The sequence below is a fragment of the Bordetella sp. genome (assembly GCF_057362025.1).
In genome coordinates this window covers 1-25,236 of sequence record NZ_JBMQQZ010000093.1, presented here as the reverse complement: position 1 = coordinate 25,236, position 25,236 = coordinate 1, and the positions used below count along the sequence as shown (strand labels likewise).

Genomic DNA, 25,236 nt, shown 5'->3' with positions numbered 1-25,236 from the left:
GCGGACCCGGATGGGTCCGCCATTGTTCTTTTGCAGGTCAACGCCGTTCGCGCCCCACCGCCAGGGCGGGGGGCTCGGACACCGGCTCCGGCCGGTTCAGCAGGGAATGATGCCGGGCATAGACGAAATAGACCACCAGCCCGACGGCAAGCCAGACACCGAAAGCCAGCCACGTAAGCGGCTGCAGGTAGGTCATGAGCGTCACGCACGCCACCACGGCCAGGGCCGGCACGACGGGCACGCCGGGACAGCGGAAGCCTCGACGCAATTCCGGACGCGTCTTGCGCAGGACGATGACGGCAATCGAGATCAGGCTGAACGCGGCGAGCGTGCCGATATTGATCAACTCGGCAAGGGTGCTCAGGCGCACGAACCCGGCCACGATGCCGAAAAGTATGCCCACAACCCAGGTCGCCAAAAAGGGCGTGCCGTATTTTGGATGAACCGTCGAAAGGCGGCGCGGCAGCAGACCGTCGCGTGACATCGCGTAAAGGATGCGCGTCTGTCCATACGTCATGACCAGGATCACCGTCGTCATGCCCAGGATCGCGCCCACGTCCACGAAGCCGGCGATCCAGGTTTCCTTCGCGTAGTTCAGCGCCACCGCTATCGGATCGTTGACGCCCAGGAAGCGCTGATAGGGCACGATGCCGGTCATGATGGCGGCCACCGCCACATACAGCACGGTGCACACGACCAGCGAACCGATGATGCCGATCGGCAGATTCCGCTCGGGCCGCGCCACTTCTTCCGCCGCGGAAGTCACCGCATCGAAGCCGATGAACGCGAAGAAGACCAGGGCCGCGGCGCTGAATATCCCCGTATACCCGAAGGGGGCGAAGGGATGCCAGTTCGCCGGCTGAACGTGGTGCACGCCCACGACAATGAACAGCAGCACCACGGCAACCTTGATGACCACCATGGCATTGTTGACGCGCGTCGACTCCTTGACACCGATCGAAAGCATGGCCGTCAGCGCCAGCATGATCAGCATCGCGGGCAGATCCATCCAGGTATGGACACCGGGCAGCGCGCCCGGCGCGGCGGTAAGCGCCACGGGAAGCTCAAGGCCGAAGCCCCTTAGCAGCGATTGGAAGTAGCCGGACCATCCGGCGGAAACGGCCGAGGTGGCGAGGCCGTACTCCAGTATCAGGTCCCAGCCGATCATCCAGGCGACGAATTCGCCCAGCGTCGCGTAGCTATAGGCATAGATGGACCCCGTGACGGGTACCGTCGAGGCGAACTCCGCGTAGCTGAATGCCGCGCATCCGCATGCCAGCGCCGCGACGATGAACGAAATGGTCAGCGCGGGCCCGGCCGTGACCGCGCCCGTTCCGGTCAAAACGAATATGCCCGTCCCGATGATCGCGCCGATTCCCATCAAGACCAGATCGAACGGACCCAGCACCTTCTTGAGGTTTCCGGACACACGACTCGACGCGATCATGGCGTCTATGTTTTTTGTTCGAAAGATATTCACCGCATGCCTCCAGGAGAATGCTGCCCGCGCCCCCAGGCTTGGGTGGGCGGGCAGAATATCACCGGGGGAGTGCGGTCAGGGCCAATTGGCGGTCATGCAGGCGCCGGAAAACTTCTTCTGAATCAACGGTCTTTACACGGTCGCATAGGCGATCGACGAACCGGCCGCGCGGTGCATCGCCGTGGAACGCGGCGATCCGCGCTGCGAAAACGACACGGCCGGGGCCGCGATGCAGCGGGACGGTTGCGCCGCCGCTGCATCGGTCGCCTGCGTCGCGACGCGGGGCCGGTCCGTCACTCGGGACAATCCAACCGGGAGGCCAGATGCCCCATGTCGTCGGCGATCCAGTCCCAGTCCTGCTCGGCGCGCAGATTGGTTTTCTGCGCCGGACCGTATTCCGTCGGCCGCAGGATAAAGGCGGTCCTGAAGCCGCACTTGCGGGCCGCGGCCAGATCGGAATTGTGGGCGGCCACCATGCAGATTTCCTCCGGCCGCAGGTCCAGCACTTCCGCGGTCCTCAGGTAGGCCTCCGGCGAGGTCTTGTATGCCTTGACGACTTCCGCGCCCAGGATGGCATCCCAGGGCAGCCCGGCATGCTTGGCCATGTCCGTCATCAACCGGATATTGCCGTTGGACATCGGCGCGATGATGAAGCGCTGCTTCAGCCGGCGCAGGCCCGCCACGGAGTCGGGCCACGGTTGCAGGCGATGCCAGATCAGATTCAGGTCGTTGAGCGTTTCCTCGGACAAGGCGGCGACATCGATCCGGTAGTCCGCCAGCAGCTTTTCCAGGTTCTCGCGGTGCAGGACATCCAGCTTGACGAAGGGGCGCCGCCCGGAACGGACTTCTTCCAATGCCGGCTGGTACTTCTTGCGCCACGCGTTCGCCACATCATGGGGATCGTCCGCAATCCCGTGCTTTTCCAGGAAAGGACGCAATTCCCGCGCGACGCTGGTACGCCAATCCACCACCGTTCCGAACACATCGAACAGCAACGCCTTGATCATCGTGTGATCCGCCATGGTCTCCACCCGTTTGTCGAAAAAAAGGCCGATGGTGGAGTCTACCTCCGGTGATATTCTCGGGGCTTAATCGTCGCTGAACCTGAAGGCCCGCGGGGCCGTGGATATACGCAATGGCGCATGGCGAACACAAATACCACATCGAAGTCCGGTGGACCGGCAATCGCGGCAGCGGTACGTCCGGCTACGGCGCCTATGGACGGGATCATGTGATCCGGGCGGATGGCAAGCCGGACATACCGGGTTCGTCCGATCCCGCGTTCCGGGGCGATGCCGCCCGCTGGAATCCGGAAGACCTGCTGGTCGCGTCGGCATCGGCATGCCACAAGCTGTGGTACCTGCACCTGTGCGCGGATGCCGGCATCGTGGTGGTCGATTATGCCGACGCCGCCGAAGGCACCATGAAGGAAAGCGACGGCACGGGGCGCTTCACGGGCATCGTATTGCGTCCGCGTGTGGCCATCCGGCAGGGATGCGATCCCGCCGAAGCGCAACGGCTGCATCACGTCGCGCATGCCAAGTGCTATATCGCCAACTCGGTCGACTTTCCCATCGCCTGCGAACCCACCATCGTGGTCGCCGACAGCTGAGCGACGCCCCGGTCGGCGGTCCCGCCGGGAGATCGGGCCCCGTCGCCGCGGACACGGGCCGGGCGGCCCGCCGGCGCTATTTGCCGCGCAATTGGTCGATCAGGCGGCGGTCGCGCTTCGTCGGACGCCCCTGGGCAATATCCAAAGCCGGTTCGGGCGCCAGCCGGCGCATTTCGGCGGCGCGTTCGCGCGCGGCGATGCTGTCCGGTGTCTCGTCGTACATCAGGCGCGCCGCCGTGGCGGGGCCGCGTATGTTGCTGACCGCCCGCACGAGCACGCGGATGGGCGGATCGCTCTTGCGTACGGTGATGAAATCGCCCTCGCCGACCTCGCGGGCCGGCTTGGCGGGCTGGTCATTGACCAGCACCCGCCCCTTGCCGATCTCTTCCACGGCAAGGCTGCGCGTCTTGTAGAAGCGCGCCGCCCAGAGCCATTTGTCCAGCCGTATTTTGTTCGTCATGGCGATCCTCCTGAGTCAGCCGCGGCCCGGTCGCTTTTTCGTCCGGACTTTCCCGGGCACCACACCCGCGCGCCGCCTCATCGCGGCGACGATGGGGCCACGGGATTGCGGACCCGGTACAGGCTGCCCTCGCTGTCATTGACCGTACCGTAGACCCAGGCCTGGTCCGGCGAAATCGCCAGGTTGGAATGGTGGGTACCGGGCAGGGGCTGGGTGGCCAGCAGGCGGCCGTCCGGACCGAAGACGGCAAAGCCGTCGCCATTGTAGAGGCTGACGAACAGGCGGCCGGCCGGATCGGTGCGCACCCCATCCGGCGTGTGGCGGCCCGCCCCCGGCAGGCGCTCGTCCAGTACCAGGAAGTCGCCGCCATCGCGCAAGCTGCCATCCGGCGCCACCTTGAATCGCAGGATCTTGTCGGTGGTGCTCTCGCCCAGGTAGAGCGTGCCGCCATCGGGCGACAGGGCGACGCCGTTGGCGTTCTGGATGTGGTCGGCGACTCTGTCGGCGCGTTGCAGGCCCGCCGGCACGTGATACAGCCTGCCCGGGATGCCGCCGTCGCCGCCGGAAGCGGTGAAATAAGCGCCGCCATGGCCGTCCGCGGCCAGATCATTGGGTCGGACGAAAGGCTCGCCGCGCGCGCCGTGGCCAAGGGTGCGCAGCAACCGCCCATCCAGGGACCGCTGTTCCACCGTGCCCGCGTCGTAGCAGGCGACAAGCAGCGTGCCGTCGGCCAGCGGCAGCAACCCGTTCGGGCCGCAGCCGGCCGCGTGCCATGCCACCTCGGGGCCGGCCTGCGCCAACCGCAATACGTCGCCGGCGCCATAATCGACGAAGTAAAGACTATCGCCGACGAAAACCGTACCCTCAGGGAATTGCAGGCCCGGCGCAAAACGGGTGGCATCGCCCGCGGACGCCGCGCAGGCGGGTCCGCACAGGGCAAGGAGGAGAACCAATAGGTACCGCATGGAATGCTCCTGGGGATCGGAAGCGCGGCCGGGCGGGGCGATACGCATGGCGACGCAGCCGGCGCGCCGGCTGCGATAACCCGTCCTGGCTGGCAAGCCGTGCAAACCCGCACTGAAGGGAAATCGCCGCAACGTTTAAAGTTGACGCACACGACAACCTTTCCTCCGATGGAATTCCCGCCATGAAGTTCCTTGCCGCCCTTGTCCTGCTGTCCATCCAGGCGTTCGCGTTTGCCCAGGCACCCGCGGCCGCCCCCTCCGCCGCCTCCGACCCGGCACTGGCGCGCATCGAGAAAAGCGGGGTGCTGCGCGTCTGCACGCCCGGCGACTACAAGCCTTTCAGCTTCCAGCACGCGCCGGGACAGTTCGAAGGCATCGATATCGACCTGATGCAGACCCTGGCGACGGCCCTCAAAGCAAAGCCGGAATACATCAAGACGAGCTGGTCGAACCTGCTGCCGGATTTCGTCGCCGGCAAATGCGATATCGCGGTGGGCGGGATTTCGGTATCGCTGGAGCGTCAGAAGCAGGCGTACTTCAGCATTCCCTATATGATCAACGGCAAAACGCCGCTGACGCGCTGCGAGAACATCTCCCGCTTCCAGACCATCGAAGCCATCGACCAGCCCTCGGTACGCGTCATCGCCAACCCCGGCGGCAGCAACGAACGCTTCGCGAAGACACGGCTGAGCCACGCGAAACTGACCATGCACGCAGATAACCTGACGATCTTCGACGAGCTGATCAAGGGCCAGGCCGATGTCTTCGTCACCGAGGCCGCCGAAGCCATTGTCCAAAGCAAGGCCCACCCGGAACTGTGCGCGGTCAACCCCGACAAGCCGCTGCAGTATGCGGAGATGGCTTATCTGCTGCCACAGGGCGACGAGGTGTTCAAGCACTTCGTGGACCAGTGGCTGCATCTGGCCCAGGCCAGCGGCGAATACGCGCAGATCAGCGCCAAGTGGCTGGGCAAATAAGGCGGCATGAAGGAAAGCAGCATTGGAGACGATCACCCAGTACAAGCTATGGTCGTTCACCGGCGCCTCGCCCAGGGCGACGGTGGTCCAGCGCCAGGACTATCGCAAGGCCGCCGCCTTCGAGGTCGCTTCGTATGCCGACCTGGCGACGCGGGTGGCGGAGCTGCAATTCCACAATCGCAACCATATCCTCCTGTTCCGCGGACAAACCGGCGACCATCGCAACCGTTCCGGCTATACCTCGCTGAAACCCAGCCTGCTGCGCGGAACGGGCCACGCGAATCCCAGCCTGGACGAGCTGCGCAAGCGATTCGCGCGCCTGACCGCCGCCGAAAGAATCCTGGCCGAGGAATACCTGGCGGCCGGTTTGCTGGGCATGGAACGCATCGGCCGGCATGGCACCGTGCGCTGGGCCATCCTCCAGCATTACGAGGTATGCGCCACGCCCCTGCTGGACGTGACCCATTCCCTGCGCATCGCCGCATCGTTCGCCAGCCATGGCGCGGAAGACGAAGCCTATGTCTTCGTGCTGGGCGTACCGTACCTGAGCGGCGGGATCACCGTCAGCGCGGAAGCGGGGCTGCAGACGATACGACTGTCCAGCGTATGTCCACCCTCCGCGGCGCGGCCGCATCTGCAGGAAGGCTATCTGCTGGGGGAATATCCGGAGATCGCCGGCATCGGCCAGAAGGCGCTCTATCTGCACCATGAAATGGATTTCGGGCGGCGCCTGATCGCCAAGTTCCGCTTCGATCCGCGCACCTTCTGGAAAGGCCACAGCTTCCCCATCGTGGGCAGGCACGAGCTGTATCCGTCCGACGACCCGCTGCTGGACCTGACCCGGCGCGTCAGGAAAAAGCTGGAACAGGGCGGCGGCTGAAGGCTCAGCGCTTCGCGTCGCGGGCGAACCACCGCCAGGGCGCACGCATCGGCCAGCGATAGGCCGGGTCCAGGAACCACCGCTTGAGCCCATGCACCGCCGTCATGGCGATCAATGCGGACGCCGCCACGTCCGAGGCGAAATGGTCCAGGTTGACCAGACGGCTGACGGCAGCCAGCACGGCCAGGGTATAGACCACCCAGCGCCAGCGCGGCGCCACCACCGCGATCGCCGAGGCCAGCACGAAAGCGGTCAATGCGTGGCTGGACGGAAAGGAATTGAACGGCTTGCCCTGGAAGGGATGTCCCAGCCCGTAGATTCCCTGCTCGAAAAACAGTTCCGGACGCGCGCGTGCCACCCCCTGCTTGAGCAGGCCCGTAACGATCCCGCCGGCGATCCACGCGGCCATCAGCAGCAGGGCGCCCCGCACCACGCGTTCGTAGCCGCCGATCCAGGCGCCGTCGCGGCCGCGGCGCAAGGCGGCCAGCGCGGCGATATAGACGATCAGGACCACCCAGGCGTAGTTGCCGCTGTCGCCGGCTTCGCCTATCCATTCGAAGACATGATCCACGCCAGGGGAAACGTTGGCGTGCAACCATTGGGCCAGGGGCAAGTCCACGAATAACGCCGACAGGCCGAGCAGCGGCAGCGCGAAGATCCCGGCCGCCACCCGGCGCGCGCGGCGGTCGGCGGGCGCGTCGTCGCGCACGCCTGAATTCTGGAACATGGTTTGTCCTCTGTAAGTGCGCGGCTGCCGCCCCGTGCGGACCGGCCGCGTTTCCGGCCCGATGGCCCGCCGGACCGAGACGATACCAAGACAGGATGGCATCCGGGGTAAAATTCTGTTTTTCCTCCGCCACGCCCCCGGGATCTACACCCGTCACGGCCTCCGACATGCAAGAAACCATACTCGCGCGCGACGATGCGCCCGCCGACGCGTCCGCGCCCGGCTCCCCCCGCAAACTGTTCATCCGCACCTTCGGTTGCCAGATGAACGAGTACGACTCCGACAAGATGGCCGACGTGCTGCGCGAATCGCAGGGCGTGGAGTTGACCGACAAGCCGGAAGACGCGGACATCATTCTCTTCAATACCTGTTCCGTGCGCGAGAAAGCGCAGGAGAAAGTCTTCTCCGACCTGGGACGCGTGCAGCAACTGAAGAAAACCAGGCCGGGACTGGTCATCGGCGTGGGCGGTTGCGTGGCCAGCCAGGAAGGCGAGGCCATCGTCAAGCGCGCGCCCTATGTGGACGTGGTATTCGGACCGCAGACCCTGCACCGCCTGCCGGAACTGATCCGCCAGCGCCAGTCCGAGGGCCGCGCCCAGGTCGATATCAGCTTCCCCAGCATCGAAAAGTTCGACGCCCTGCCGCCGCCGCGCGTCGAGGGCGCGACGGCCTTCGTGTCCATCATGGAAGGCTGCAGCAAATATTGCAGCTTCTGCGTGGTGCCCTACACCCGCGGCGACGAAGTGTCCCGGCCTTTCGATGACATCCTCATGGAAGTCGCCGACCTGGCCGACCAGGGCGTGAAGGAAGTCACGCTGCTCGGGCAGAACGTCAATGCCTATCGCGGCCGCCTGGGCGACGGCGACGAAATCGCCGATTTCGCCATGCTGCTGGAATACGTGCACGACATTCCCGGCATCGAGCGCATCCGGTACACCACCTCGCATCCGAAGGAAATGACGCCGCGCCTGATCCAGGCCTACGCGCGCCTGCCCCAGCTCGTGTCTTTCCTGCACCTGCCGGTGCAGGCCGGCAGCGACCGCGTGCTGGCGGCGATGAAGCGCGGCTATACGACCCTGGAGTTCAAGTCCATCGTCCGTCGCCTGCGCGAAGCCCGCCCCGGCCTGACGCTGTCGTCCGACTTCATCGTCGGTTTTCCGGGCGAGACGGAAGAAGATTTCGAAAAAACCATGAAACTGATCGACGACGTCGGCTTCGACACGTCTTTCTCGTTCGTGTATTCGCGCCGGCCGGGCACGCCGGCGGCCGACCTCGCCGACGACACGCCGCAGACGCTCAAGCTGCAGCGCCTGCAACGGCTGCAGGCCCGCATCGCCGAGCAGGCGGCGGCCATCAGCGCGGCCATGGTGGGTACCACGCAGCGCGTGCTGGTCGAAGGCCCCTCGCGGCGCGACCCGAACGAACTGATGGGCCGCACCGAGAACAACCGCATCGTCAATTTCGCGGCACCGCCGCGGCTGGTCGGCCATATGATCGACGTCGTCATCACCGAGGCCTATCCGAATTCCCTGCGCGCACGGGTCGCCCTGGCGGAATCCCCTGCGCCGGAGGCGGCATGACGGGCGCACGCGCGCGGACATCGCGCAAGCCGGCCGGCGTCACGGTGCAGATCGGCGGCGACAACGCCCAGTTGGCGAACCTGTGCGGCCCGCTGGATGAAAACCTGCGCCAGCTCGCCGACGGGCTGGGGGTCAAGCTATCGCGCCGCGGTAGCCGCATCACACTGGAGGGCGAACAGGCCGAACTGGCCGCCCAGGCGCTGCGCCGCTTCGATGAACAGGCCGCGCGCAAGCCGCTGTCGGTGGACGACATCCAGCTGGGACTGGTCGAAATCGGCGTCGGACGCGAGAGCGGCGCACATGGCGGCAAGCCGGCGCTCAAATCCCCCGCCCTGCCGGCGATGGACGACTACGGCGAAGGTATCTTCCTGCGCACGCGCCGTTCGGACCTGCGCCCGCGCACCCCGCGCCAGCGCGATTACCTGGAAAACATCCTCAAGCACGACATCACGTTCGGCATCGGTCCGGCCGGCACGGGCAAGACATGGCTGGCCGTCGCCTGCGCCATCGACGCGATGGAACGCGACACGGTACAGCGCCTGGTGCTGACGCGGCCCGCCGTGGAAGCCGGCGAACGCCTCGGCTTCCTTCCAGGCGACCTGGCGCAGAAGGTCGACCCCTATCTGCGCCCGCTGTACGACGCGCTATATGACCTGATGGGCTTCGAACGGGTGCAGCGCCTCTTCGAGAAGCAGACCATCGAGATCGCGCCGCTGGCCTATATGCGGGGCCGCACGCTGAACCACGCCTTCGTCATCCTGGACGAAGCGCAGAACACCACGCCGGAACAGATGAAGATGTTCCTGACCCGGATCGGCTTCGGCAGCAAGGCAGTCATCACGGGCGATCCTTCGCAGGTGGACCTGCCGCGCGGCCAGCAAAGCGGCCTGGCGCATGCGGTGGGCGTGCTGCAGGACGTGCAGGGCATCGCGACGACGCGCTTCACCAGCCGCGATGTGGTGCGCCACCCGCTGGTCGCCCGTATCGTCGACGCCTACGAACAAGCGGCGGCCGATGAAGACTGACGCATCGGCCGCGCGCACGCGCGGCCCGGGGTCCGGCGACGCCGCGCGACGGACCATCCAGGCGGGACGCGCCGGCCGGAGGCCGCCGCACGCCGTTGCCAAGGCAGGGCGGCCGCCCGCGGCCGTCTCGCTGTCGCTGTCCGTCCAGTACGCCGTCGAGGCGCCGGCCTTGCCTCGCTGGCGGTTGCGGCGCTGGATCGCCCGGGCGCTGGAGGGCGCGCGCGATGACGGGCTGGTGGCATTCCAGGGGATGGAGATCAGCCTGCGTATCGTCGGCCTGGCCGAAGGCCGCCGCCTTAACCGGGATTTCCGTGGCCGGGATTACGCCACCAATGTGCTGACTTTCGAATACGGCGTCGGTCCCGACGATGTCGCCCGGGGCGACATCGTCCTGTGCCTGCCCGTGCTGCGCCGCGAGTCGCGCGAACAGCGCAAGACGCCCCTGTCGCATGCCGCCCATCTGACCGTCCACGGCACCCTGCACGCCCTCGGCTACGACCATATCCGCGAGCGCGATGCCCGCCGCATGGAAGGGCTGGAGACGCGCGTACTGGCTGGCATGGGCATCGCCGACCCCTACTCGCCGCGTTGAAGCGCGCCGGCGTGGGGGTAATCCCGCCCGCGGCGTTACAAAAGCGCCGCACAACATCGGTTATGCTGGTTTTTTTGTAACTTGTCCTCTGGACGATGCCCGACCCTTACCCTGCGAACGACGCGGATCACCCGCGTCAGGCCAAGCCCGCCAACAAATCCCTGCTAGACCGCCTGCTGTCCCTGGTTCGACGCGAACCCGAGGACCGGGAAGGCATCAAGGCCATACTCGAGGCCGCCCACGAACGCCAGCTGCTGGACAGCGAGTCCTACGCCATGATCAAGGGCGCGCTTGCCGTCTCGGAGCGTACCGTCGGCGACATCATGGTGCCGCGGCCCCGCATGGACCTGCTGGATATCTCCCAGCCGCTGCCCTACCTGCTGTCGGTCATCATCGACACGGCGCATTCGCGCTTTCCGGTATTCGAAGGCGATCGCGACAACATCGTCGGCATCCTGCTCGCCAAGGACCTGCTGCGCTGCATGCTGGAGCCGGACATCGAATTGCGCTCGCTGGTCCGGCCGGCGGTATTCGTCCCGGAATCCAAGCGGCTGAACGTGCTGCTGCGGGATTTCCGCGAGAGCCGCAACCATCTGGCCATCGTGATCGATGAATACGGGGGCATCGCCGGGCTGGTCAGCATGGAAGACGTGCTGGAGGAAATCGTCGGCGACATCGAAGACGAATTCGACGAGGACGACGAAGCCACCATCTTCCCCGAAGGCGAGAACCAGTGGCGCGTCCAGGCCGCCACCGATATCGACAAATTCAACGACGCCTTCGACCTGGCCTTGCCGCACGACGAATACGACAGTATCGGCGGCTGGCTGGGCGGCGAACTCGGACGCATCCCGCGCCGCGGCGACGTCGCGGAACGGCACGGCCTGCGCTTCGAGGTCGTACGCGCCGACGCCAGGCGCGCCTTGTGGCTGCGCGTCAAGCGATTGCCTTCCACCGCCCCGACGACGCCTTCCTCCGACGCAGAATGACGACTTCGACGACGCGCCGCCACCCACGGGTGCTGGGTATGGCCTGCGTGGCCGCGGCCGGCGCCATCCAGGCCCTGACGTTTGCCCCCGACCCCCTGCCCGACGGCGCGCTGGCGCTGGTACAGGTCCTGATGCTGGCCATCCTGGCGCGCCGCCAGCTGGCCGCGCCGACATTGCGCCAGGCCTTGCGGGACGGCTGGATCTTTCACTTCGCCTGTTATGCACTGGGCCTCTACTGGCTATACGTCAGCATGCACGACTACGGCGGGCTGTCGTCGCCGCTGGCAGCGGCCGGCGTGCTGGCGCTGTCGGGATTCATCGCGCTGTTTCCCGCCGCGGGGGGCGTCCTGGCACGCTGGCTGGCCCCGCTCGCGGCCAACGCCACGCCGGCGCGCCGGCTGCGCGCCGCCCTGGCCTTCGCCTGCGGGTTCACGGCGCTGGAATGGGTGCGCGGCACTTTGTGGACGGGCTTCCCGTGGCTGAATATCGGCTACGCGCACGTCGATAGCCCCTACGCCGGCTGGGCGCCGGTCGTGGGCGTCTACGGCATCGCCTGGCTGGCGGCCTTCGCGGCTGCCGCATTGGCCGCGCTGTGGCGGCCGGCCGACGTGCCGCGCGATCCGCGCGACGGCGTGGCCGCCGCGCTGGCCATCGTCGCCGCCCTGGCCGGCTGGGGCCTGTCGCGGGTCGAATGGTCCCGGCCGCACGGCTCGCCGCTGCAGGTACGGCTGGTCCAGGGCAATATCGAACAGTCGCAGAAGTTCGATGCCGGACTGATGGAAAAAGGCCTGCTGCAGCATATGAACCAGGCGTCGATGCCGCCCCCGGCCGGCACTCCGGCGCCGCAGGTCATCATCCTGCCCGAAACCGTCCTGCCGGTCTTCCAGGACCAGCTCGACCCGCGCGCCTGGGACCTGTGGCGCCGTATCGCCGAGGAACGCAAGGCCACCATCGTCATGGGCGTGCCGCTGCATCGCGTAGTCGACGGCCGCGACCGCTACACGAACAGCGCGGTGGCCTTCGACGGCAACACATCCGTGGAAGCGCTGCGCACCGGCGAGCTGGCCATGCGCTACGACAAGCAGCATCTGGTGCCCTGGGGCGAATTCGTGCCGCCGGGCTTTCATTGGTTCGTGCGCATGCTCGATATCCCGCTGGGCGATTTCGACCGGGGCGACGTCCGCCAGCCGCCCTTCGATATCGACGGGCAACAACTGGCCCTGAACATCTGCTACGAGGATCTTTTCGGCGAAGAACTGCTGCCGGCCATACGGCATGGCGCCAACGGCGAGCCGGGCGCGTCCATCCTGGTGAATATCAGCAACCTGGGATGGTTCGGCGATACCTGGGCATTGCGGCAGCACCTGCAGATCGGCCGCATGCGCACCCTGGAAACGGCGCGGCCGATGCTGGCGGCCACCAACACCGGACTGACCGTATCGATCGACCCTCACGGCCATGTGCTGGCACAGGCGCCCGCCATGCAGATGACGGCCCTGCGGACGACCGTGCAGGGCATGACCGGCTTCACGCCTTATGTCCGCACCGGCAATACCACCATGATCGGGCTGGTGGCGGCGGGACTATTGATTCTTCTGGCCACGCGGCGGCGCGTCGCGGCGTAGCGGCCATCGGTCGGCCGGGGCTTATTTCTCGCGCAGCGGCAAGTCGGCGCCCGCCTGCCGCCGCGGCGATGAAGGCCCGGTCCCGACGCCGCTGGTTTCGATGAAGGCGGCGATCTCCGCCATGTCGTCGTCGTCCAGCTCCAGGGTCGCGGCACCGACCCAGCCGTCGACCTGTCCTGCCGACCGCGCGCCCACGATGGCGCCGGTGACGCCGGGCCAGGCCAGCGTCCACGCGATGGCCGTGGCGGCAACGGTACTGCCGTGCCGCGCCGCCACACGCCGCAGGACGTCTGCCAGTTCCAGATTGCGGCGCAGGTTTTCGCCCGTGAACTCCGGGTTGCGCGAACGCCAGTCGTCGGCGGGCAGCGCGGCGGCGCGGTCCTCGCTGAAGCCGCCACTGAGCAATCCGGACTGCATCGGGCTATAGACGATGACACCCGTCCCGTGGTCCGCGCACCACGGCAGCAAATCGGCGGCCGCATCGCGGCGGATGGCCGAAAAAGGGGGCTGCAAGGTATCCACGTGGCCCAGGCGCTCGGCATCCTCCAGTTGGGCCGCATTGTGATTGGACAGGCCCACGGCACGCACCTTGCCCTCTGCCTTCAGGTCCAGCAGCGTCTGCCAGTATTCAGCCACCGTCGCGCCGTCGTTGGCCGGCCAATGCATCTGGTACAGGTCGATGCGCTCCACGCCCAGGCGCCTGAGGGAGGCTTCCAGCTCGGTCCGCAGGCTGCGCGCCGCCCCGACGCGACGGGGTGACGCGGTGGGGTGATCCTTGTCCCACACCAGTCCGCATTTGGTGAACACGTAAGGACGCTGGCTGGGCGCCATACCCTTGAGCGCCTTGCCGACCAGTTCCTCGGAGTGGCCCAGGCCGTACACGGCGGCCGTGTCGATCCAGTTGATGCCGCGCGCCACCGCGTGGCGCAGGGCGGCGATGGAGTCGGCGTCGTCCTGCGCGCCCCATCCCGCCGCCCAGCCCGGGCCGCCGATCGCCCAGGCGCCGAAACCCACGCGCGTAATGTCCATGTCGGTGCGGCCCAGCCGTCGAACCGGGAAAGAAGTGGGACTCATGCGGTGCCTCCTTGTCAGATTCCCGCCATCCTGACGGGCGGTATTCGGCGCCTCGCCGCGTCGGCATATGCCATGCCCACGGGAGTCATGCGCCCAACTTGCACGCCCAAAAAAAGTCGTGCATAATCTCGTTTCTTCGCCAACGGCACAGACAAAAAGCCGGCAAGAACAGTCGCAGCGAACAGTCATGCTGTAACCCCAAGCGCTGATTTTGCAGGATTTTTGCCTCGTATTTCGTCGGAAGTTTCGGCCAGAAGTACACGGGGGTATAGCTCAGCTGGGAGAGCGCTTGCATGGCATGCAAGAGGTCAGCGGTTCGATCCCGCTTACCTCCACCAGTCGAAAGCGAAGTTGCTGTAGTCAGTTCAAGGTCCCCTTCGTCTAGAGGCCTAGGACATCACCCTTTCACGGTGAGTACAGGGGTTCGAATCCCCTAGGGGACGCCAGTTTAAATGCTGGCAAGGTTGTAGGTTCAGCGTCGTTCGCGATACTGTGCGAATACACCGCTGCGGAGCGGTAGTTCAGTTGGTTAGAATACCGGCCTGTCACGCCGGGGGTCGCGGGTTCGAGCCCCGTCCGCTCCGCCAGAATTCCAGAACGTTGTTGACAACAACGGTCATGCTGAAAGCCCTGAGAAATCAGGGCTTTTTGCTTTTCTGCCTGCCAACATGGACGCATCTTTGGATGCCTAAAACGGGCAGGATAGTCCCAGGCCCACCAAATTCCCGCCGATCAGTGCAGGGGATTGTGCCCAGCCAGCCGAGGGGCGACACCAAACACCAAGTCATCGTTGCACTCGACGTTGATTACGCGACTTATCTCAAACGAGTAAGCGTGCCCCGCGACGTAGCCGATGCGTGATAGCTCGATACGCGGTATCTCGGCCAGATCGACAACGCCCTGGGGCGGCAACGCGGCGGGCCGACGGCCGGTGAACGTCGGCCCGACCCGACATCAGGCAGCTGGAAAGCCCACCTTCTGCGGCCACAGATTGGCGAAGGCGTGGATCGCCGTGGAGCCGTACACGCCGTGCCGCGTGAACGGCTCGTCTTTCAACCATTCCTCCGCCGCCTGCCGGGAGGGGAAATCGATGACCAGCAGGCTGCCGATCATGGTTTGGCCGTCGTCCGCCAACAATGGGCCGGCGAAGGCCATGTGGTCCGCCTTGGTGGCCAGATACGCGCGGTGTTCGGGACGTACCCGGGTACGGATGTCCGCGACGCCGGGCTTGTCGAGCAGGTGTATGGCATACAGCACGATGGAGTCTCCAGGAATTTGCGATGCGGCCGGAAGAAGGCTGCCACGCGGCGCCCGTCCGTCCGGAATGCATCATAGGGCACTGGACGGCAATCGCGTGGCACCTGCAAGATACCCGCAAGATAACCTGCATGAGGCCTGCAAGAGGCCGGCGCCATCAGGGCACATACCCCCACAAGTCCATGATGACCGCCGCGCCGGGCAGGAATAGGCGGTCGGCCACCTGCATGGCGCTGAACGGCAGGCCGGCGCGCCGCAGGGACGGGTCCCAGGCCATGTAGCTTCGGCGGAAGTCCTTCAGGTCGGTATGGAAATGCAGGGCCCGGACGACGCGGCCCAGGTCGGTGCCGGCGGCGGCGAAGATGACCTGGGCCTTTTCCAGGATATCGGCCGCCTGCGCTTGGACCGGGTCGCCATAGTAAGGCGCGCCGGGTTGCAGGCGCGCCCCTGGGCAAAGGCCACCGTCCTCGACAGCCATCAGGCCGGCGACGAACAGCACGCCATCGAACACGCGGGCCGGCAGCATGTCCGGCGCGATCAGGGAAACATCGCAGTCGATATCGCGGACGCGGCCGGCCGCGGAGGCATGCGCGGCCACCAGATTGATCTCGATCGTCGCATCGCGGGTACCGAAGGCCGGATGACGCACCGGCACGACGGTGGTGGGCGGCACGCGTCCGCCGAAGGCACGGGACCAGGATTGCCAGAAGGCGGCCAGGTCCTCGTCATGGCTGAGATAGACCTGGGCCTTGAGCACGAGGTCCAGCCGGCTGCCCGATGCCTCCAGCGCCGGCACCAGGCGCTTGCCCACCAGGTAGTCGGTTTCCAGCTTGATCCTCGTGCCGTTCCACATCTGGCCGTCCGGCACCCGGGCTTCCGCCGCGATGTTCCCGCTGCCGTCGCGGGCCAGTTGGCCCGCGACGAAAATCATGTCGCCCATGCGCAGGCATGGCGCGTAGCCGGAGGTCCGCGGCACGTTCAGTTGACCGGTGCCGGCGACTTGCGCGGCGTAGCCGCTGGCGGCCGTGGCCGCCATGACCTGCACGTCCATGGACACGTCCAGGTTCAGCAAGCCATCGACGATGACCGAGGTGCTGGGCGCGACCTGCCCCGCCAAGGCCTGCTTGCGCGCGACGTGATAGGGATCGACATAGCCTGCATCGGGATAGTACTGATCCAGGCGCGCCACGCGGTCCATGCCGCTTCCCGCCTCCTGCAGGTGCAGGCGCATGGCGTCGAAGATGGCCTGCGCTTCGCGCTGTGCCTGGGGCGGCCGGCCCAGCGGATGGTCGGTGCGCAGGACGCCGGGGTCGGCGAGGCCATTGGGAAGGACGGCGCGCAGGCCGGTGCCGAAGACCCAATTGCCGGCGCGCACGAACGGCACGTGAATGATGTCGCCGTTGCCGTAGCGGCGGACGCCGTAGCGTTGGAACGTCATGCTGTCTCCGTATCAATCTATCTTCAGGCCGGCATCCTTGATCGCCTTGGCGGCGCGCTGCTTCTCTTGCTGAAAAAATGCCTGGAATTCGGCGGGTGTATCCGTGACGATTTCGACCGACGCATTATCCATGTAGGTTTTGACGGCGTCCGACGCCATCGCTTTCTTCAGTTCGCGATTCAGGCGATCGATGATGGCCGGGGACGTTCCCTTCGGCGCCACCAGTCCGGACCATACATAAGCGGAAAACCCCGGGAAACCCGATTCCGCCAGGGTGGGCACGTCCGGCAGCAAGGGCGAACGCCGGTCGCCCGTGACCGCCAACGGAATCAGGCGCTTTTCGCGGATGTGCGGCATCATCGCGGCCAGGCCCGGCATGGCGACCGGGACCTGGCCGGCCACCACGTCGGTCACGGCCTGCGCGCTGCCGCGATAGGGAATGTGCATCATCTGCAGCCCCGCCGCCGACAGGAACATGGCGGTGAACAAATGCTGGGCGCTGCCGTTGCCGGACGACGCATAGTCGATCTTGCCGGGGCGCGCCTTCACGTAATCGATAAATTCCGCGATGCTGCGCACAGGCATCTTGGGGTTTACCACCAGTACGCTGGGCTCGCGGCCGAACAGCGATATGGGGGCGAAATCGGCGACTGGGTCGAAGGTCAAACGGCTGTACAGGGTTGCGCTGATCGCCTGCGGATTGGAGGCCAGCAATAGCGTATAGCCGTCCGGCGCGGCGCGCGCGACATATTCGGCGCCGATCATCGCGCCCTGGCCGGGTTTGTTTTCGATCACGATGGCCTGGCCCATCTGCTGCGCCATCTGCTGGGCGATGACGCGCATGGGCGCATCGGACGAACCGCCCGCCGAATACGGCACGATGATGTGGATCGCGCGAGCGGGATAGTCGTCGGCGGCGCGGGCCGCGGGTATGGCCAAAGCGCCGGCCAGGGCAAGCACCGCCGCGGCGAACGAAGCAAGCCGCACCGGCAGAGGCGCGGGGCGGGACGGCATGCGGCGGGACAACAAAGCTTCCATGACGGACTCCAGCAGAAGGACGGCGATGTACGCATGTTGCGGCCCCACGGCGCCAAGAACAATGAGGCCCGGGAAACTCACTATTCAACGGATTTATCTAATCCGGGCGCGGGGCCCGGGCATCCCCATCGCGGATGAGGACACGGCCCGGCGGGATGCCCTTCGCTCGCGTCAGAGGCGGACGAAGGGCAGGTCGTGCTCCCAATAAGGCCCCTGCGCGAAGGCGGATTCGAGGAAACGCACGAAGGTCTGCACACAGTTGGCCATGGTCGGATTGGGCAGATAGGACGCGTACATGATGCCCTCGGGCAGCACGTAGCCGGGCAGCAGCCGGACCAGCCGGCCGGCGCGGATCTCGTCGGCGGCCGCCATGGTGGTGATGGCCGCCACGCCCAGGCCGGCCAGCGTGGCCTGGAGGACGCCGTCGGCGTTATTGGCCTTGAAATTGCCTTTGACGCGCACGGTTTCTTCCCCCTTGGGATGCCGAAAGGTCCACTCCCCCTGGGCGTTGGAGCAATACAAGATGCAGTTGTGACGCGCAAGATCGGACGGCACGAGAGGCGCGGGATTGCGCTCCAGATACGATGGCGCGGCGCACAGCACGAAGCGCCATGGAACCAGCGGCCGCGCGACCAGGGACAGCAGGCGGGGCTGCTGCGCGGTGCGGATGACCACGTCTTCGCCGCCCGTGATCAGGTCCGCGAACTTGTCGGTCAGGTGCAGTTCGACCGTGATGTCCGGATACCGCGCCAGGAAGCGTGTGATGACGGGGACCAGATGCAGGCGTCCGAACGCGATGGCTGCGCTCACCTTGACATGCCCGCCTGGGGCGCACCGGAATTGCTCCACTTCGCGCACGGCATGCTGCGCGTCGGACATCAGGCGCTTGCAACGCTCGAAGAACAGATTGCCCGCGGCGGTCAGGCCGATCTTGCGCGTACTGCGGTGCATGAGCTTCACACCCAACGCGTGTTCCAGGTCGGCGACGTGCTTGGTGGCGAGCGGGCGCGATATGCCCAGGCGCTCCGCGCCCGACGAAAAGCTGCCCGCCTCCGCGATCGTCACGAAGGTGGTGAATTCATTCAGGTTCAACATCCCGGCCATCCGTTGCGATATCCATGCACAACTGAAAGCAATATGCGCGCCAGTTTTGCGCTTACCTACCGGTGCGCCGGATGCACCGCGGCGGGGCAGGCCAACCGCTGATTTCCCCAGTCGCGCCGGATTCCTCGCGGCGGCGCCAGGAAGCCACGCGCCCGCGGCCCGCTTGCGCTGAAACGTTTTGAAACCAGAAATCGGCCGATCCGCGCCATTCGACGTAGGCCGCAGGATAGACATGGCGCACCCCCAACTTCTGGCAACTTCGTGGGGTTGTTAGCAACATGCGGCTTATGTCATCGAATTCTGGCCATTGCATGGTGATGGACGCGTTCCTACGATCCGGCCGTTTTCAACCCGACCGCCGGAGACCGCATGCCGCAGACCCAGACTCTTCCCTCCCCCGTCGCCGCCGGCGAAGCGCCACGCGAGGGGGCGTCGCCGGCGGCGTGGACCGTCGACGCCATCGCGGCCCTGTACGCGCTGCCCTTCCCCACCCTGATGCGGCGCGCGCAGGCGACGCATGCGGCGCACTTCGACGAGGCGGAAGTCCAGCTATCCAGCCTGCTGTCGATCAAGACCGGCGGCTGTCCGGAGGACTGCGGCTACTGCTCGCAGTCCTCGCGCCATGACAGCGGCCTGGCGCCGCAGCCCTTGATGCCTCTGGAAGAGGTGCTTGCCGCGGCTCGCGCCGCGCAGGCCGCCGGGGCGCGCCGCTTCTGCATGGGCGCCGCATGGCGCTCGCCCAAGCCCAGGCAGGTGGCGGCCGTGGCGCGGATGATCACCGAGGTCAAGGCCCTGGGCCTGGAAACATGCGTGACGCTGGGCATGCTGGACGACGCGCATGCGCGCCAGCTGGCCGACGCCGGGCTCGACTACTACAACCACAACCTGGACACGTCGCCCGAGTTCTACGGCAAGGTCATCACGACCCGCACCTACCAGGACCGGCTCGATACGCTGCGGCGCGTGCGCGAGGCCGGTATCAAGGTGTGCTGCGGGGGTATCGTCGGCATGGGCGAAGACCGCCGCGCCCGCGCGGGGCTGATCGCGCAACTGGCCAATCTGGATCCCTATCCGGAGTCGGTGCCGATCAATAACCTGATGCAGGTGGCAGGTACGCCGCTCTACGGCACCGCACCGCTGGATCCGTTCGAATTCGTGCGCACCGTCGCGGTAGCGCGTATCGCCATGCCGCGCGCGATGGTCCGGCTATCGGCGGGGCGCGAGCATATGGACGATGCGACGCAGGCCCTGTGCTTCCTGGCCGGCGCCAACTCGATCTTCTACGGCGAAGTATTGCTGACGACGGCGAATCCGCGCGCGGACGCGGACCGCAAGCTGCTGGCGCGGCTGGGCATGCGTACCGGAGATGCCGTATGCGCGGCGTGAACCCGCCCGGAAAGGCCGCCGCCGGACCGGTAGGCGACGCCGTGGCGCGCAGCCTGCGCGCCGTCTGGCATCCCTGCACGCAGATGAAGCACCACGAGCGCATCCCCCTGTTGCCGATCGCACGCGCCCAGGGCGCATGGCTGTACGACACCGAAGGCCGCCGCTATCTGGATGGCATCAGTTCATGGTGGGTGAATCTTTTCGGCCACGCGCATCCGGCCATCAATAGCGCGCTGATCGATCAACTGGGCACGCTGGAGCACGCCATGCTGGCCGGCTGCACGCACGAGCCGGCGGTGGAACTGGCCGAACGGCTATCGGCGCGCACGGCGGGCGGGCTGGGACACGCATTCTTCGCGTCCGACGGGGCGTCGGCGGTGGAAATCGCCTTGAAGATGAGCTTCCACTTCTGGCGCAATTGCGGCCGGCCCGCCAAGCGCGAGTTCGTCTGCGTGGAGCAGGGCTATCACGGCGAAACCCTGGGCGCGCTGGGCGTAACCGACGTCGCATTGTTTCGGGACGCATACGGGCCCTTGCTGCGCCAGACGCACCGGGTGGCCTCGCCGGATGCGCGCCTGGCGCTGCCCGGCACGGACGCGGGCGACGCGGCCGCGCTCGCCCTGGAAGACGTCGCCACGCTGTTCGAGGCGCGCGGCGCATCCATCGCCGCCATCATCGTCGAGCCGCTGGTGCAGTGCGCCGCGGGTATGGCGATGCACGACGCCGCTTATCTGCGCGGCTTGCGCGCGCTGTGCGATCGGCACGACGTGCATTTGATCGCCGACGAAATCGCGGTGGGCTTCGGCCGCACCGGCACGTTCTTCGCGCACGAACAGGCCGGAATACGGCCCGACCTGCTGTGCCTGTCCAAAGGAATCAGCGGCGGCTACCTGCCCCTGTCGGTGGTGCTATCGCGCGACGCCATCCATGACGCCTTCTATGACGACGATCTGGCGCGCGGCTTCCTGCATTCCCACTCATACACCGGGAATCCGCTGGCCTGCCGCGCCGCGCTCGCCACGCTGGATCTGTTCGACACGCGCGATGTGCTGAGCGCCAACCAGGCCCGCTTCGATGCCCTGGCGACCGCTTTGGACGGGCTTTCCGCGCATCCGCGCGTACGGCACCTGCGGCGATGCGGCACCATCCTGGCCTTCGATGCCGTTGTCGAGGGCCAGGAGCGGCAAGACTTCGCGCGGCGCTACGCCGCCCATGCATTGGCGGCCGGCGTGCTGCTGCGCCCCATCGGCCGCACGGTCTACCTGATGCCGCCCTACATACTGGACGACGACGAGATCGCCCTGCTGGCAGCGTCCGCCATCGACGCGCTGGAGCGCACACTGAACGATCGTGGAGGACACCCATGACCTCTCCCTTCGAGGCACTGCAAGCGGGCCTGGCGGAGCGCGCATCCCAGGCCCTGACCCGCCGGCGCCGCATCGCGGACAGCCCCTGCGCGCCGCGCATCCGTATCGACGGCCGGGACGTGGTGGCTTTCGCCAGCAACGATTACCTGGGATTGGCGACTCACCCCGCGCTGATCGATGCGATCGCGCAGGGCGCGCGCCGCTACGGCGCGGGCAGCGGCGGATCGCATCTGCTGGGCGGCCATTCCCGCGCGCACGTGCTGCTGGAGGATGTCCTGGCCGAGTACGCGGGCGGTTTCGCGCGCGACCCGCGCGCGCTGTCATTTTCCACCGGCTATATGGCCAACCTGGCCATCCTGACCACGCTGGGCGAACGCGGCGCGACCCTGTATTCGGACGCGTTGAACCACGCCTCGCTGATCGACGGCGCACGCTTGTCGCGTGCCCGGGTGCGCGTCTACCCACACGCGGACGCCGCCGCCCTGGCGGCGATGCTGGAAGAAGATCGCGGCAGCGGCGTGAAGATCATCGTGACGGACGCCGTGTTCAGCATGGACGGCGACATCGCGCCGCTGGCCGACCTGGCCGCGTTGGCGGAACGGCACCAGGCATGGCTGGTGGTGGACGATGCGCACGGCTTCGGCGTCCAGGGCGACGACGGCGCCGGCACCATCGCCGCCCTGGGATTGCGTTCGCCGCTGCTGGTCTATATGGGCACGCTGGGCAAGGCGGCGGGCGTGGCGGGCGCCTTCGTCGTCGCGGAATCCATCGTGATCGAATGGCTGATACAGCGGGCGCGCACCTACATCTTCACCACTGCCGCCGCACCCGCCCTGGCCCATGCGGCGACTGCCAGCGTGGGGCTGATGCGCGGGCCGGAAGGACGGGCGCGCCGGGCACGCCTGCGCGAACACATCGAGACCGTGCGGACAATGGTCGGGCGCATGGCGGCGGGCCATCCCGACCCGTCCTCGGCCGCGTCGTCCGCCGCTGCGCTCCCGCTGTCACCGCTGTCCGGCACGGCCATCCAGCCCATCGTTGTGGGCGAAAACGAGACCGCGCTGTCCGTGGCCGACGCTTTGCTCGGACAGGGCTTCTGGATCCCGGCGGTCAGGCCGCCGACCGTGCCGGCGGGCACCGCGCGGCTGCGGCTCTCGTTATCGGCGGCCCATGAAGCCGGCGACCTCGAGCGCCTGGCGCAGGCCATGGCGTCCGTTTTCCACACGGCGGGCACCCCACGCCACGTTTGTCCCGCGTCACGATGAAACGCATGCGATGACGCCTGTTAACGCGACCGGCCACCCACACCACCTGTATTCCACGCCCCGATGAGACCTCGCCATGCCCGCCCGCCGGACGTCCCGGCGGTTCGCCACTCGTACTTCATTGCCGGCACCGACACCGAGATCGGCAAGACGCTGGCCAGCTGCGGCCTGCTGCGCGCATTCGCCGCACGCGGCCTATCCACGGCCGCCATGAAGCCCATCGCGGCCGGTGCCGCCCCGGATGCCGAGGGCGTCTGGCGCAACGAGGACGCCGAGGCCCTGGCCGCCTGTGCGACCGTGCCGGTGCCGCGCGCGCTATCCACGCCGTTCCTGCTGCGCGAGCCCGCCGCGCCGCATCTGGTCGCCGCGCGCGAAGGCGTCGCACTGGATATCGCCCACATCGTCCGCTGCCACCGCGACATCGCCGCGCAAGCCGACATCACCCTCGTCGAGGGCGTGGGCGGCTTTCGGGTGCCGCTGGACGATGACCTGGACACCGGCCACCTCGCCCAGGCCCTGGACCTGCCCGTCATCCTGGTGGTCGGCATGCGCCTGGGCTGCCTGAGCCATGCCCTGCTGACCGCGGAAGCGATCGCGGCATGCGGCCTGCGCATCGCGGGATGGATCGCCAACACCATCGACCCCGACATGCGCCTGGCGGCCCAAAATGCCGCCACGCTGCGCGAGCGTCTTGCGCGGCGCCACGGTGCCGCGCTGCTGGGCGAGATACCGCGCCTGCGGGACGCGACGGGCGAACACGCGGCCGGATGGCTGGACGTCCGCGCGCTGGTCGCCGCTTGGGAACGCCTGCCGCCATAACGCCGCCCGTCGGCGCGGCGCGTGCATCAACCCGCTTCGGCCAGGGCCTGCTGGATCATGGCTTCCGTCTCTTTGTAGCGGCCTTCGCCGAAATGCGTGTAGACAATCCTGCCCTGCTTGTCGATCAGGTAGAACGCGGGCCAGTAGCGATTGCGATAGGCATCCCAGGTGGCGTACTGGTTGTCCTGGGCCACCGGATACGCGATGCCGAAGCGCTTGATGGCATCCTCGACATTCCGCGTGGAGCGTTCGAAGGGAAACTCGGGCGTATGGACGCCGACCACCACCAGGCCCGAGTCCTTGTACTTCTGGTGCCATGTCTTCACGTAGGGCAGTGTGTGGATGCAATTGATGCAGGTATAGGTCCAGAAATCGACCAGCACGACCTTGCCCCGCAACGAGGCCAAGTCCAGCGGCGGGCTGTTCAGCCACTTTTCGATGCCGGTGAATCCGGGCGCCTGGACCGGCGGTGCGGCCTGCGCCATGGACGGCAGGGGCAGCGCGCAAAGCGCGACGACGGCGGCAGCGGCGAGTTTTTTCAGTGTGGCCAGCATGTTGTCTCCTTCAAGACAGAAAGAAAAACCGGTACCCCGCGGCGCGGCGCATGGATCTTCGGTGAAACCGGAAGTTCCCGACTCCGCACGAGGCATCATTGGAACAAGCCCGTGATCCAGGCATAGGCCAGGACGTCGTATTGGAAATGGATGGCCACCGCCGTCAGAATGAGCAGGACGCCGAAGGCGCGCTGCAGGCCGGCGGCGTGGCGGGCGATACGGCCTACCCGCCCCACGACGAACTTGCCGCCATAGGCGATCGCCAGCATGGGAATTCCCGCGCCCACTGCGTAGAGCAGCAGCAGGAAACTCGAATGGCCGATATCCTGGGCGCGCGCGGCCAACACCAGGATGGACGCCAGCACCGGACCGGCGCAGGGCGTCCACACCGCCCCCAGCGACACGCCCAGCAGAAAGCCGCCGGCGTTACCGCTGCCCGTACCGCCCAGCGCGGCCACGCGCTGCAGCGGGCCGTTGATCCGCGCCATCAGCCAGTCATAAGGGCGCGGCCAGAGGCGGGCCAGCCCGAACAGCGCCAGCAGCACGGTCGACGCCGAACGCACCGCCTCCTGCACGTGGCCGGAAGACTGCGACAACAGCCCCAGCAGGACACCCAGGGAGGCGAACGCCAGGACGAAGCCCGACACGATGAACAGCGGGCGCAGCCGGCCTGAACGCTCCACCGAGGTGCCCAGCACCACCGGCAGCAGCGGCAGTACGCAAGGCGATGCGATGGTCAGCACGCCGGCCAGCAGCGCGAGGGGCGGATCGATCAGGTCCATGTGGGGTCTCCGGTTCCAGAGCCCGCATTGCACCGCGAAAAAGTATCGCCGCGATGCCGGCAACCGGGGATTTTCTTGGGCTTTTGTATCCCCCGCCGGGGCATATACAGTACGACACAAACGGCGCGTCCGCGGACGGTATAAAGCGGGCATCGACGCTGCCGGAACGACCAGATCGCGTACCGGACACAGCGGAACGCCCGTGCCGCTCCCGACCGGAAGCGGCACGGGCCACTCGCC

General features: G+C 66.9%; 24 protein-coding genes and 3 tRNA genes. 15 read left to right on the top strand and 12 right to left on the bottom strand.

Features of this window, described 5'->3' with window-relative positions:
• Nucleotides 1-37: 37 nt before the first annotated feature.
• Nucleotides 38-1,480, bottom strand: a complete 1,443-nt coding sequence (gene bcaP / locus ACO1P8_RS20705; RefSeq protein WP_486297750.1) for a branched-chain amino acid transporter BcaP — start codon at nucleotides 1,478-1,480, stop codon at nucleotides 38-40.
• Between the two features lie 293 nt (nucleotides 1,481-1,773).
• Nucleotides 1,774-2,502, bottom strand: a complete 729-nt coding sequence (locus ACO1P8_RS20700) for a haloacid dehalogenase type II (protein WP_486297749.1) — start codon at nucleotides 2,500-2,502, stop codon at nucleotides 1,774-1,776.
• 113 nt (nucleotides 2,503-2,615) lie between these two features.
• Between ACO1P8_RS20700 and ACO1P8_RS20695 the strand changes: the two genes are divergently transcribed.
• Complete coding sequence (locus ACO1P8_RS20695) at nucleotides 2,616-3,092, top strand: OsmC family protein (RefSeq protein WP_486297748.1); 477 nt, start codon at nucleotides 2,616-2,618, stop codon at nucleotides 3,090-3,092.
• 76 nt (nucleotides 3,093-3,168) lie between these two features.
• Here ACO1P8_RS20695 and ACO1P8_RS20690 read toward each other — a convergent pair whose 3' ends face one another.
• Nucleotides 3,169-3,552 carry an RNA-binding S4 domain-containing protein gene (locus ACO1P8_RS20690; RefSeq protein ID WP_486297747.1) on the bottom strand — a complete coding sequence of 128 codons (384 nt, stop codon included), beginning with the start codon at nucleotides 3,550-3,552 and terminating at the stop codon, nucleotides 3,169-3,171.
• A gap of 77 nt (nucleotides 3,553-3,629) precedes the next feature.
• The gene (locus ACO1P8_RS20685) at nucleotides 3,630-4,517 is read right to left on the bottom strand and encodes an SMP-30/gluconolactonase/LRE family protein (RefSeq protein WP_486297746.1); all 888 of its coding nucleotides are present in this window, start codon (nucleotides 4,515-4,517) and stop codon (nucleotides 3,630-3,632) included.
• Between the two features lie 182 nt (nucleotides 4,518-4,699).
• Here ACO1P8_RS20685 and ACO1P8_RS20680 point away from each other — a divergent pair, with 182 nt between their 5' ends.
• Both ACO1P8_RS20680 and ACO1P8_RS20675 read left to right on the top strand, forming a co-directional pair.
• Nucleotides 4,700-5,494 (top strand): transporter substrate-binding domain-containing protein, encoded by a 795-nt coding sequence (locus ACO1P8_RS20680; RefSeq protein WP_486297745.1) that lies wholly within the window; start codon nucleotides 4,700-4,702, stop codon nucleotides 5,492-5,494.
• Nucleotides 5,495-5,516: 22 nt separating this feature from the next.
• The gene (locus ACO1P8_RS20675; protein ID WP_486297744.1) at nucleotides 5,517-6,374 is read left to right on the top strand and encodes an FRG domain-containing protein; all 858 of its coding nucleotides are present in this window, start codon (nucleotides 5,517-5,519) and stop codon (nucleotides 6,372-6,374) included.
• Between the two features lie 4 nt (nucleotides 6,375-6,378).
• On the opposite strand, the gene ACO1P8_RS20670 is transcribed toward ACO1P8_RS20675, so the two are convergent.
• Nucleotides 6,379-7,101, bottom strand: coding sequence for a phosphatase PAP2 family protein (locus ACO1P8_RS20670; RefSeq protein ID WP_486297743.1), 723 nt, complete (start codon nucleotides 7,099-7,101; stop codon nucleotides 6,379-6,381).
• 167 nt (nucleotides 7,102-7,268) lie between these two features.
• Here ACO1P8_RS20670 and miaB point away from each other — a divergent pair, with 167 nt between their 5' ends.
• The 5 genes from miaB to lnt all read left to right on the top strand — a co-directional run bounded on the left by miaB (nucleotide 7,269) and on the right by lnt (nucleotide 12,912).
• Nucleotides 7,269-8,681, top strand: coding sequence for a tRNA (N6-isopentenyl adenosine(37)-C2)-methylthiotransferase MiaB (gene miaB, locus ACO1P8_RS20665; RefSeq protein ID WP_486297742.1), 1,413 nt, complete (start codon nucleotides 7,269-7,271; stop codon nucleotides 8,679-8,681).
• Nucleotides 8,678-9,706: a PhoH family protein gene (locus ACO1P8_RS20660; protein ID WP_486297741.1), complete on the top strand. Its 1,029-nt coding sequence runs from the start codon at nucleotides 8,678-8,680 to the stop codon at nucleotides 9,704-9,706. Before miaB ends, ACO1P8_RS20660 begins: the two co-directional genes overlap by 4 nt.
• A gap of 130 nt (nucleotides 9,707-9,836) precedes the next feature.
• Complete coding sequence (gene ybeY, locus ACO1P8_RS20655) at nucleotides 9,837-10,298, top strand: rRNA maturation RNase YbeY (RefSeq protein WP_486297769.1); 462 nt, start codon at nucleotides 9,837-9,839, stop codon at nucleotides 10,296-10,298.
• 95 nt (nucleotides 10,299-10,393) lie between these two features.
• Nucleotides 10,394-11,287, top strand: a complete 894-nt coding sequence (locus ACO1P8_RS20650; protein WP_486297740.1) for an HlyC/CorC family transporter — start codon at nucleotides 10,394-10,396, stop codon at nucleotides 11,285-11,287.
• Entirely contained in the window at nucleotides 11,284-12,912 is a 1,629-nt protein-coding gene (gene lnt / locus ACO1P8_RS20645; RefSeq protein WP_486297739.1) for an apolipoprotein N-acyltransferase, read from the top strand. Before ACO1P8_RS20650 ends, lnt begins: the two co-directional genes overlap by 4 nt.
• Nucleotides 12,913-12,933: 21 nt before the next feature.
• Here the strand turns inward: lnt and ACO1P8_RS20640 are convergent, their stop codons facing one another.
• Nucleotides 12,934-13,941, bottom strand: a complete 1,008-nt coding sequence (locus tag ACO1P8_RS20640) for an aldo/keto reductase (protein WP_486297768.1) — start codon at nucleotides 13,939-13,941, stop codon at nucleotides 12,934-12,936.
• A 307-nt stretch (nucleotides 13,942-14,248) separates the two neighbouring features.
• On the opposite strand from ACO1P8_RS20640, the gene ACO1P8_RS20635 reads away from it, so the two are divergent.
• The 3 genes from ACO1P8_RS20635 (at nucleotide 14,249) to ACO1P8_RS20625 (ending at nucleotide 14,573) form a co-directional block, all read left to right on the top strand.
• A tRNA-Ala gene (locus tag ACO1P8_RS20635) sits at nucleotides 14,249-14,324 on the top strand.
• A 32-nt stretch (nucleotides 14,325-14,356) separates the two neighbouring features.
• Nucleotides 14,357-14,432, top strand: a tRNA-Glu gene (locus ACO1P8_RS20630).
• Between the two features lie 64 nt (nucleotides 14,433-14,496).
• Nucleotides 14,497-14,573 (top strand) — tRNA-Asp (locus tag ACO1P8_RS20625).
• A gap of 367 nt (nucleotides 14,574-14,940) precedes the next feature.
• On the opposite strand, the gene ACO1P8_RS20620 is transcribed toward ACO1P8_RS20625, so the two are convergent.
• The 4 genes from ACO1P8_RS20620 to ACO1P8_RS20605 all read right to left on the bottom strand — a co-directional run bounded on the left by ACO1P8_RS20620 (nucleotide 14,941) and on the right by ACO1P8_RS20605 (nucleotide 18,814).
• Complete coding sequence (locus ACO1P8_RS20620) at nucleotides 14,941-15,243, bottom strand: YciI family protein (RefSeq protein ID WP_094840251.1); 303 nt, start codon at nucleotides 15,241-15,243, stop codon at nucleotides 14,941-14,943.
• A 157-nt stretch (nucleotides 15,244-15,400) separates the two neighbouring features.
• A complete protein-coding gene (locus ACO1P8_RS20615; RefSeq protein ID WP_486297738.1) occupies nucleotides 15,401-16,681 on the bottom strand; it encodes a Rid family hydrolase in 1,281 nt (426 codons plus the stop codon).
• 12 nt (nucleotides 16,682-16,693) lie between these two features.
• Complete coding sequence (locus ACO1P8_RS20610) at nucleotides 16,694-17,719, bottom strand: Bug family tripartite tricarboxylate transporter substrate binding protein (RefSeq protein WP_486297737.1); 1,026 nt, start codon at nucleotides 17,717-17,719, stop codon at nucleotides 16,694-16,696.
• A gap of 171 nt (nucleotides 17,720-17,890) precedes the next feature.
• Entirely contained in the window at nucleotides 17,891-18,814 is a 924-nt protein-coding gene (locus ACO1P8_RS20605; RefSeq protein WP_486297736.1) for a LysR substrate-binding domain-containing protein, read from the bottom strand.
• Between the two features lie 378 nt (nucleotides 18,815-19,192).
• On the opposite strand from ACO1P8_RS20605, the gene bioB reads away from it, so the two are divergent.
• The 4 genes from bioB to bioD all read left to right on the top strand — a co-directional run bounded on the left by bioB (nucleotide 19,193) and on the right by bioD (nucleotide 23,660).
• Nucleotides 19,193-20,209, top strand: a complete 1,017-nt coding sequence (gene bioB, locus ACO1P8_RS20600; RefSeq protein ID WP_486297735.1) for a biotin synthase BioB — start codon at nucleotides 19,193-19,195, stop codon at nucleotides 20,207-20,209.
• Nucleotides 20,197-21,576, top strand: coding sequence for an adenosylmethionine--8-amino-7-oxononanoate transaminase (gene bioA / locus ACO1P8_RS20595; protein WP_486297734.1), 1,380 nt, complete (start codon nucleotides 20,197-20,199; stop codon nucleotides 21,574-21,576). Before bioB ends, bioA begins: the two co-directional genes overlap by 13 nt.
• Nucleotides 21,573-22,841 carry an 8-amino-7-oxononanoate synthase gene (gene bioF / locus ACO1P8_RS20590; RefSeq protein WP_486297733.1) on the top strand — a complete coding sequence of 423 codons (1,269 nt, stop codon included), beginning with the start codon at nucleotides 21,573-21,575 and terminating at the stop codon, nucleotides 22,839-22,841. The genes bioA and bioF overlap by 4 nt, the downstream gene beginning before the upstream one ends.
• A gap of 63 nt (nucleotides 22,842-22,904) precedes the next feature.
• Entirely contained in the window at nucleotides 22,905-23,660 is a 756-nt protein-coding gene (gene bioD, locus ACO1P8_RS20585) for a dethiobiotin synthase (RefSeq protein ID WP_486297732.1), read from the top strand.
• 26 nt (nucleotides 23,661-23,686) lie between these two features.
• Here the strand turns inward: bioD and ACO1P8_RS20580 are convergent, their stop codons facing one another.
• Together ACO1P8_RS20580 and ACO1P8_RS20575 are read right to left on the bottom strand one after the other, a co-directional pair.
• Entirely contained in the window at nucleotides 23,687-24,214 is a 528-nt protein-coding gene (locus ACO1P8_RS20580) for a thioredoxin family protein (RefSeq protein WP_486297731.1), read from the bottom strand.
• 95 nt (nucleotides 24,215-24,309) lie between these two features.
• Nucleotides 24,310-24,996, bottom strand: a complete 687-nt coding sequence (locus tag ACO1P8_RS20575; protein ID WP_486297730.1) for a cytochrome c biogenesis CcdA family protein — start codon at nucleotides 24,994-24,996, stop codon at nucleotides 24,310-24,312.
• Nucleotides 24,997-25,236: the final 240 nt, after the last annotated feature.

Coding starts and splice junctions, on each gene's coding strand:
- ACO1P8_RS20700 (WP_486297749.1), bottom strand. CDS start 2,502: ATGGCGGATCACACGATGATCAAGGCGTTGCTGTTCGATGTGTTCGGA.
- ACO1P8_RS20695 (WP_486297748.1), top strand. CDS start 2,616: ATGGCGCATGGCGAACACAAATACCACATCGAAGTCCGGTGGACCGGC.
- ACO1P8_RS20690 (WP_486297747.1), bottom strand. CDS start 3,552: ATGACGAACAAAATACGGCTGGACAAATGGCTCTGGGCGGCGCGCTTC.
- ACO1P8_RS20685 (WP_486297746.1), bottom strand. CDS start 4,517: ATGCGGTACCTATTGGTTCTCCTCCTTGCCCTGTGCGGACCCGCCTGC.
- ACO1P8_RS20680 (WP_486297745.1), top strand. CDS start 4,700: ATGAAGTTCCTTGCCGCCCTTGTCCTGCTGTCCATCCAGGCGTTCGCG.
- ACO1P8_RS20670 (WP_486297743.1), bottom strand. CDS start 7,101: ATGTTCCAGAATTCAGGCGTGCGCGACGACGCGCCCGCCGACCGCCGC.
- miaB (WP_486297742.1), top strand. CDS start 7,269: ATGCAAGAAACCATACTCGCGCGCGACGATGCGCCCGCCGACGCGTCC.
- ACO1P8_RS20660 (WP_486297741.1), top strand. CDS start 8,678: ATGACGGGCGCACGCGCGCGGACATCGCGCAAGCCGGCCGGCGTCACG.
- ACO1P8_RS20650 (WP_486297740.1), top strand. CDS start 10,394: ATGCCCGACCCTTACCCTGCGAACGACGCGGATCACCCGCGTCAGGCC.
- lnt (WP_486297739.1), top strand. CDS start 11,284: ATGACGACTTCGACGACGCGCCGCCACCCACGGGTGCTGGGTATGGCC.
- ACO1P8_RS20640 (WP_486297768.1), bottom strand. CDS start 13,941: ATGGACATTACGCGCGTGGGTTTCGGCGCCTGGGCGATCGGCGGCCCG.
- ACO1P8_RS20615 (WP_486297738.1), bottom strand. CDS start 16,681: ATGACGTTCCAACGCTACGGCGTCCGCCGCTACGGCAACGGCGACATC.
- ACO1P8_RS20610 (WP_486297737.1), bottom strand. CDS start 17,719: ATGGAAGCTTTGTTGTCCCGCCGCATGCCGTCCCGCCCCGCGCCTCTG.
- ACO1P8_RS20605 (WP_486297736.1), bottom strand. CDS start 18,814: ATGTTGAACCTGAATGAATTCACCACCTTCGTGACGATCGCGGAGGCG.
- bioB (WP_486297735.1), top strand. CDS start 19,193: ATGCCGCAGACCCAGACTCTTCCCTCCCCCGTCGCCGCCGGCGAAGCG.
- bioA (WP_486297734.1), top strand. CDS start 20,197: ATGCGCGGCGTGAACCCGCCCGGAAAGGCCGCCGCCGGACCGGTAGGC.
- bioF (WP_486297733.1), top strand. CDS start 21,573: ATGACCTCTCCCTTCGAGGCACTGCAAGCGGGCCTGGCGGAGCGCGCA.
- bioD (WP_486297732.1), top strand. CDS start 22,905: ATGAGACCTCGCCATGCCCGCCCGCCGGACGTCCCGGCGGTTCGCCAC.
- ACO1P8_RS20580 (WP_486297731.1), bottom strand. CDS start 24,214: ATGCTGGCCACACTGAAAAAACTCGCCGCTGCCGCCGTCGTCGCGCTT.
- ACO1P8_RS20575 (WP_486297730.1), bottom strand. CDS start 24,996: ATGGACCTGATCGATCCGCCCCTCGCGCTGCTGGCCGGCGTGCTGACC.